Raw genomic sequence first — 6,650 nt, 5'->3', positions numbered from 1 at the left:
GAAGCTTCTCACCTTCTCCCGTCAGGGGAATGTGCTGCATTACAAACTGGGTTTTAATATTGGGCAGGTACTTAAGATGGTGGTGGGAGAAGGATAACTCGTCGCTGCGCTCCTCGCCCTGCGGGCCGTGCTGCGCACGTTGTCTCGCGCTGCTCGACTCGAACCTCGTCGAAGCTTCTCACCTTCTCCCGTCAGGGGAATGTGCTGCATTACAAACTGGGTTTTAATATTGGGCAGGTACTTAAGATGGTGGTGGGAGAAGGATTCGAACCTTCGAAGTCTGTGACGGCAGATTTACAGTCTGCTCCCTTTGGCCGCTCGGGAATCCCACCAGATAAAACAGGTCAATAATCGTTGTCGCTTTCCGTATCGGTCGTTTCAACGGCTGAAACGACACGTGTCCGTAAAATCTACCAGGCTCGCCTGGCGGATTTGCCCTTCTGTATAAACAGAAGAGTGGTGGTGGGAGAAGGATTCGAACCTTCGAAGTCTGTGACGGCAGATTTACAGTCTGCTCCCTTTGGCCGCTCGGGAATCCCACCACGGGTCAGGACAATATTGCCTGAAAGCGGGGCGCATCATAACAAATGAAACGATGCTGTAAAGCGCCCCAGGAAAAAAAACGGTTCGTTCGCCGTTTTTTTACCCATGACGCCGCTTTGTTAAACAATCGGCGTCGTTAACGCCGCACTTAAAGAATAATTGTGCGGTTGCCATACACAAAAACGCGTTGCCCCAGCACTTTATACAGCGCTCGGCTTAACACATTTTTTTCTACATCGCGTCCTGCGCGCATCATCTCTTCCGCCGTGTAGCTGTGATCGACATTAATCACATCCTGCATGATGATCGGGCCTTCATCCAGATTGTCGTTCACGTAGTGAGCGGTCGCGCCAATAATTTTTACTCCGCGTTCATACGCCTGGTGATAAGGGCGTGCGCCAATAAACGCCGGCAGGAATGAGTGGTGAATATTGATGATCTGATTAGGGTAGCGTTGCACAAAAGAGGGCGTCAAAACGCGCATATATTTTGCCAGCACCACATAGTCAGGCTGATAACGGTCGATCTGCTCCGCCATTTTATTATCGTGCTCTTCGCGTGACAGCCCTTCATGACTAACCAGAACAAAAGGAATATCAAAACGCTCCACCAGCGAACGCAGCGTATCGTGATTGCCAATCACGGCGGCAATTTCCATATCCAGCCCGCCGAACGCGCTTTTCATCAGCAGGTCGCCCAGACAATGTGCCTCTTTGGTGACCAGAATCACCACGCGACGCCGACCGGCGCAGTGCAGTTCGCGTACCGAGCCCTGCGGCAGCGCGCTGTCAAGATCCGCCAGCAGCGTCGTATCGTTAAAAATGCCTTCCAGCTCAGTACGCATAAAAAAGCGCCCGGTGCGGTGATCGACAAACTCATTGTTTTGCACAATGTTGAGTTCATGCTTGTAACAAATGTTAGTGATCTTGGCGATAAGACCCTTGGCGTCAGGGCAAATTGTCCGTAGGACTTTACGTTGTATAGTTTGCGCTTGCATGCGTTATCAATCCTGTCGAAGCGAAATAGCGATGAATCTGAACGGCTCCAGCATTACCGGCCGCAACACTTTTTGTATTTTTTTTCACAGCCACAGGGGCAGCGGTCATTACGGCCAACCTGTGGTGTGGTTCCGTCAATATAGTACCAGCGTTGATCCTCACGGACAAAGCGCGAGCGTTCATATACCGCGCCGGAACGTCCGTTTTCGACATAACGCGCAAAAAATGTCACATAAGCTTCATTAACATGAGAACCGGCCTCGCAGGCGACAATATTTAAGCCTTCCCAGCGGGTTAGCGAAGCATTTTCAGACAACGCCTGACGCAGCTCAGCAGAGCGATGCGTTTGGTGCCAGGTCGCCAGTAAATAATCGACGTCATGTCGGGAGTAAGCCGTATAGCGCGAGCGCATCAGGGCTTCCGGGCTGGCAGGGATCTCCTCGCCACTTAGATAGCGACCGCAACATAGGCTATACTGCAATCCGCTGCAGCATGGGCAATTTTCAGACACGTAAACTCCAGGTTTTGCATCAACAGGGCGAAACACGTTATTTTACGTTATGTTATCTGACCCGAACGTTTAACGCTATTCAGTGAAGAGGGGTTTCAACAGGAATGCAATGAGACAGGTAAAAACAGGACTGGCGCTGGGCTCAGGCGCGGCCAAAGGATGGGCGCATATCGGTGTGATTGATGCATTGTTGCGTGCGGGAATCCAAATTGATGTGATTGCGGGTTGCTCTGTCGGCGCGTTAGTGGGCGCTGCGTGCGCAACGGAACGCTTGCCGCTATTAGAGAAATGGGTAAGGTCTTTCGGCTACTGGGATGTGATTCGGTTGATGGATTTTTCATGGCAGCGGGGTGGGTTACTGCGCGGCAATCGCGTGTTTAACCATATTCGCCGTCTTATGCCAGATGAGTCTATCGAACAGTGTCATATTCGCTTTGGCGCGGTAGCCACTAATCTCAGCACCGGGCGAGAGCTGTGGTTAACCAACGGCGATCTGCATCAGGCGGTTCGTGCCTCCTGTAGCATGCCGGGCCTGCTGCCGCCGGTCAGTCATAATGGCTACTGGCTGGTGGATGGCGCGGTGGTTAATCCCGTTCCAGTATCCCTTACCCGCGCGCTGGGGGCGGATATTGTCATCGCCGTTGATTTACAGCACGATGCACATCTTATGCAGCAGGATCTCTTCTCTGCCACACCCACGCAAAATCTGCCGGAGGAAGCGACATCCTGGCGCGGTAAACTGCGCCAACGGTTGGCACAACATTTAACACAGCGACGTACTGCGCTTTCGCCTGGCGCCATGGAGATTATGACAACCTCAATTCAGGTTCTCGAAAATCGTCTGAAGCGTCACCGCATGGCAGGGGACCCGCCGGATGTAGTCATACAGCCCTATTGTCCCCAGATCAGTACGCTTGATTTTCATCGTGCAGAGGAAGCGATTGCAGCCGGAAGAGCTGCGGTTGAGAAAAAAATGGATGAATTATTACCGTTAGTACAGAGCCGGTAATGAAAATAGGTCAATCACACATGTTACTTCAGGCAATTCTGACAGGCACAAGTGCGTTTTTTGAACCACTATTGAATTATCTGGCTTACGGGGGGAAACAATGGAAAAACCATTAACGGGAAAACAGATCTTAATCGTAGAGGATGAGGCTGTTTTCCGCTCCCTGCTGGAAAATTTCTTGTACTCGCTTGGCGCTAAACTGCTGGTTGCCAGCGATGGTCTTGATGCTATCGAAACGTTGCGCTTCCATCAGCCCGATTTGCTGATTTGCGATTTAGAAATGCCTCGGATGAACGGCATCAAGCTAGTGGAACATTTACGCACCAACGGCAATCACGTTCCCATTCTGGTCATTTCTGCCACTGAGCAGATGTCCGATATTGCGCATGTTCTGCGTCTTGGCGTGCAGGATGTGTTGCTTAAACCGATCAGAGACATGGAGCGCCTGCGTGAGGCGGTCTACGAATGTCTTTATCCGTCGATGTTTACCTCCCAGGTGGAAGAAGAAGAACAGCTGTTTCAGGACTGGGATGCGCTGGTCAGCGATCCCAAAGCGGCCGCCAAGCTGCTTAAACAGCTGCAGCCGCCGGTTCAGCAGGTTATCGCCAACTGTCGAATGAATTATCGTCAGCTGACAATGGCGGAACAGCCTGGGCTGGTCCTGGATATCGCGGCCTTATCCGATAACGATCTGGCGTTTTACTGCCTGGATGTCACGCGCGCCGGTGATAATGGCGTGCTGGCTGCGCTGCTGTTACGCGCGTTATTCAACGGGCTATTGCAGGAGCAGCTTTCCGGGCAAAAACAGCGGTTACCTGAATTAAGCAGCGTACTTAAACAGGTTAATTTGTTATTGCGTCAGGCGAATCTTAAAGGGCAGTTTCCATTATTAGTCGGGTATTATCATCAAACGTATAAAAACCTGATTTTGGTCTCGGCTGGCTTAAACGCAACGCTGAACATTAGCGATCAAGAAATACAGCTTAGAAATGGTGTGCCTTTAGGCACGATGGGCAGTACACATCTCAACCAAATTAACCAGCAGGGTGAGGCCTGGCAATGTCAGGTATCGGGGAATGGAGGACGGCTGCGGCTGATGCTGGCGCCTGAATAATAAGCGAATGCTTTTTATTTTTGCGCTGCACAGACAGGCGTTAGTATAAGTTTTACACTTGGGTAATAGTCTTAATTTCACTGGAAAGAAGTTATCCAGGATAAATCCGGCGCCCCTGAACTGATATACTCGTTTCGTTTTTTAAATCGACATATCAAGTATTAACTTGAACGGCCTATAAGAGAGGTATCTTAATGTCTGCCTATAAGTCTAAAGTAAAAAAAGCGGTAATCCCCGTTGCTGGTTTAGGGACGCGCATGCTGCCCGCAACCAAAGCCATTCCAAAGGAAATGTTGCCTCTGGTTGATAAGCCGTTAATTCAGTATGTCGTTAACGAATGTATCGCTGCCGGGATCAATGAGATTGTGCTGGTTACGCACTCGTCAAAAAACTCCATTGAAAACCATTTTGATACCAGTTTTGAGCTGGAGGCGATGCTGGAAAAACGCGTTAAGCGTCAGCTGCTGGATGAAATCCAGTCAATCTGTCCGCCGCACGTCACCATCATGCAGGTGCGTCAGGGTATCGCAAAAGGTCTGGGCCACGCGGTAATGTGCGCGCATCCGCTGATTGGCGATGAGCCGGTTGCCGTCATTCTGCCGGACGTGATCATCGATGAGTACGAATCTAACCCGACCAAAGATAACCTGGCTGAAATGCTGAACCGTTTCGACGAAAGCGGCCGCAGCCAGATCATGGTTGAGCCGGTTGCCGACGTTACCGCTTACGGCGTAGTGGATTGTCAGGGTGCAGAACTGCAGCCGGGCGACAGCGCACCGATGGTGGGCGTGGTAGAGAAGCCAAAAGCGAGCGAAGCGCCATCTAACCTGGCCGTGGTAGGTCGTTATGTGCTGTCTGCCGACATTTGGCCGCTGCTGGCAAAAACGCCTCCGGGCGCAGGCGGCGAAGTTCAGCTGACCGACTCCATCGCGATGCTGATGGAAAAAGAGACCGTTGAAGCGTATCACCTGAAAGGCGTCAGCCATGACTGCGGCAACAAGCTGGGTTATATGCAGGCTTTTGTTGAGTATGGTCTGCGTCATCCGTCACTGGGCAGCGATTTCAAACAGTGGCTGAACGATACAGTTGAAAATAAAAAGTAATTCACACAGCAACAGGATAACGCAATGAAAGTCACCGTATTTGGTATCGGCTATGTGGGTCTGGTTCAGGCTGCGGTTTTGGCCGAAGTCGGACATGACGTTCTTTGTATTGATGTCGACGCTAACAAAGTCGAAAATCTGAAGAAAGGGATCATTCCCATTTACGAGCCAGGTCTGACGCCGCTGGTTAAGCAAAACTACGAAGCGGGTCGACTGAACTTTACGACCAATGCCGAAGAGGGCGTTAAACATGGCGTGATGCAGTTTATCGCTGTGGGCACGCCGCCGGACGAGGATGGCTCTGCCGATCTGAAATATGTTACTGCGGTAGCACGTACCATCGCTCAGCATATGGACGGGCATAAAGTGGTGCTGGATAAATCTACCGTACCGGTTGGCACCGCCGATCGCGTACGTAGCGTTATGCAGGAAACCCTGAATGCTCGCGGGCTGGATCTGACCTTTGATGTGGTCTCCAACCCAGAGTTTTTGAAAGAAGGCGCGGCGGTCAGCGACTGTATGCGTCCTGAGCGTATCGTCGTCGGTACGGATAATGACGAAGTCGTTGAGCTGCTGCGCGAGCTGTATGAGCCGTTTAACCGCAACCACGACCGTCTGATCCTGATGGATATTCGCAGTGCTGAGCTGACTAAGTATGCGGCTAACTGCATGCTGGCGACCAAAATCAGCTTTATGAATGAGATCTCGAACCTGGCGGAACGCCTGGGCGCGGATATCGAAAAAGTGCGTCAGGGTATTGGTTCCGATTCCCGTATTGGCTACCACTTTATTTATCCTGGCTGCGGCTACGGCGGCTCCTGCTTCCCGAAAGATGTGCAGGCGCTGATCCGTACGGCGGAAACCATTGGCTATAAACCACGTCTGCTGCAGGCGGTGGAAGCGGTCAATGACGATCAGAAACTAAAGCTGCCAACCTTTATTAAACGCCACTTCGGTGACGATCTTAAGGGCAAAACCTTCGCGCTGTGGGGCCTGTCATTTAAACCCAACACCGATGATATGCGTGAAGCATCCAGCCGCGTGCTGATGGAAACGCTGTGGGCTGCAGGCGCAACCGTACAGGCGTTCGATCCGGAAGCGATGGACGAAGCGCAGCGCATCTATGGTCATCGTGCGGATCTGAAGCTGATGGGAACAAAAGAAGCCGCGCTGCAGGGTGCTGACGCGCTGGTTATTTGTACCGAATGGCAGAACTTCCGTGCACCGGACTTCGATGTTATTAAAAATGCCTTAAAACAACCCGTGATTTTTGATGGTCGTAACCTGTATGATCCAGAAAGAACGACTAAACGCGGTTTTGTTTATTATGCAATTGGCCGCGGAGCGTCTATTCAAATTGCATAATTAATGA

6 protein-coding genes, 2 tRNA genes and 1 other RNA gene are annotated in these 6,650 nt (G+C 51.3%); 4 read left to right on the top strand and 5 right to left on the bottom strand.

All coding sequences use genetic code 11. The annotated features are described in order from the left end of the window. Nucleotides 1-77 precede the first annotated feature (77 nt). The 5 genes from J2X14_RS05120 to J2X14_RS05100 form a co-directional block, all read right to left on the bottom strand. Nucleotides 78-202, bottom strand: a non-coding RNA gene (locus J2X14_RS05120) — RtT sRNA. 45 nt (nucleotides 203-247) lie between these two features. Then, a tRNA-Tyr gene (locus tag J2X14_RS05115) sits at nucleotides 248-332 on the bottom strand. A 125-nt stretch (nucleotides 333-457) separates the two neighbouring features. Beyond that, a tRNA-Tyr gene (locus tag J2X14_RS05110) sits at nucleotides 458-542 on the bottom strand. A gap of 149 nt (nucleotides 543-691) precedes the next feature. After that, complete coding sequence (gene purU, locus J2X14_RS05105; RefSeq protein WP_352410096.1) at nucleotides 692-1,540, bottom strand: formyltetrahydrofolate deformylase; 849 nt, start codon at nucleotides 1,538-1,540, stop codon at nucleotides 692-694. Between the two features lie 53 nt (nucleotides 1,541-1,593). Beyond that, nucleotides 1,594-2,052, bottom strand: coding sequence for a YchJ family protein (locus tag J2X14_RS05100; protein WP_352410095.1), 459 nt, complete (start codon nucleotides 2,050-2,052; stop codon nucleotides 1,594-1,596). 109 nt (nucleotides 2,053-2,161) lie between these two features. Between J2X14_RS05100 and rssA the strand changes: the two genes are divergently transcribed. The 4 genes from rssA to J2X14_RS05080 all read left to right on the top strand — a co-directional run bounded on the left by rssA (nucleotide 2,162) and on the right by J2X14_RS05080 (nucleotide 6,643). Continuing rightward, entirely contained in the window at nucleotides 2,162-3,061 is a 900-nt protein-coding gene (rssA, locus tag J2X14_RS05095; protein ID WP_352410094.1) for a patatin-like phospholipase RssA, read from the top strand. A 100-nt stretch (nucleotides 3,062-3,161) separates the two neighbouring features. Further along, nucleotides 3,162-4,175, top strand: a complete 1,014-nt coding sequence (gene rssB, locus J2X14_RS05090; RefSeq protein WP_352410093.1) for a two-component system response regulator RssB — start codon at nucleotides 3,162-3,164, stop codon at nucleotides 4,173-4,175. A 194-nt stretch (nucleotides 4,176-4,369) separates the two neighbouring features. Then, nucleotides 4,370-5,278 carry a UTP--glucose-1-phosphate uridylyltransferase GalU gene (gene galU, locus J2X14_RS05085; protein WP_352410092.1) on the top strand — a complete coding sequence of 303 codons (909 nt, stop codon included), beginning with the start codon at nucleotides 4,370-4,372 and terminating at the stop codon, nucleotides 5,276-5,278. A 24-nt stretch (nucleotides 5,279-5,302) separates the two neighbouring features. Further along, the gene (locus tag J2X14_RS05080; RefSeq protein WP_352410091.1) at nucleotides 5,303-6,643 is read left to right on the top strand and encodes a UDP-glucose dehydrogenase family protein; all 1,341 of its coding nucleotides are present in this window, start codon (nucleotides 5,303-5,305) and stop codon (nucleotides 6,641-6,643) included. The last annotated feature ends 7 nt before the right edge of the window (nucleotides 6,644-6,650 follow it).

Source organism: Mixta sp. BE291 (genome assembly GCF_031457955.1).
GTDB lineage: Bacteria > Pseudomonadota > Gammaproteobacteria > Enterobacterales > Enterobacteriaceae > Mixta.
This window is presented reverse-complemented; position numbering and strand designations above follow the sequence as displayed.

What these genes read in the sequence shown, in the direction of transcription:
- purU (WP_352410096.1), bottom strand. Translation starts at nt 1,540, where the DNA reads ATGCAAGCGCAAACTATACAACGTAAAGTCCTACGGACAATTTGCCCT.
- rssA (WP_352410094.1), top strand. Translation starts at nt 2,162, where the DNA reads ATGAGACAGGTAAAAACAGGACTGGCGCTGGGCTCAGGCGCGGCCAAA.
- rssB (WP_352410093.1), top strand. Translation starts at nt 3,162, where the DNA reads ATGGAAAAACCATTAACGGGAAAACAGATCTTAATCGTAGAGGATGAG.
- galU (WP_352410092.1), top strand. Translation starts at nt 4,370, where the DNA reads ATGTCTGCCTATAAGTCTAAAGTAAAAAAAGCGGTAATCCCCGTTGCT.
- J2X14_RS05080 (WP_352410091.1), top strand. Translation starts at nt 5,303, where the DNA reads ATGAAAGTCACCGTATTTGGTATCGGCTATGTGGGTCTGGTTCAGGCT.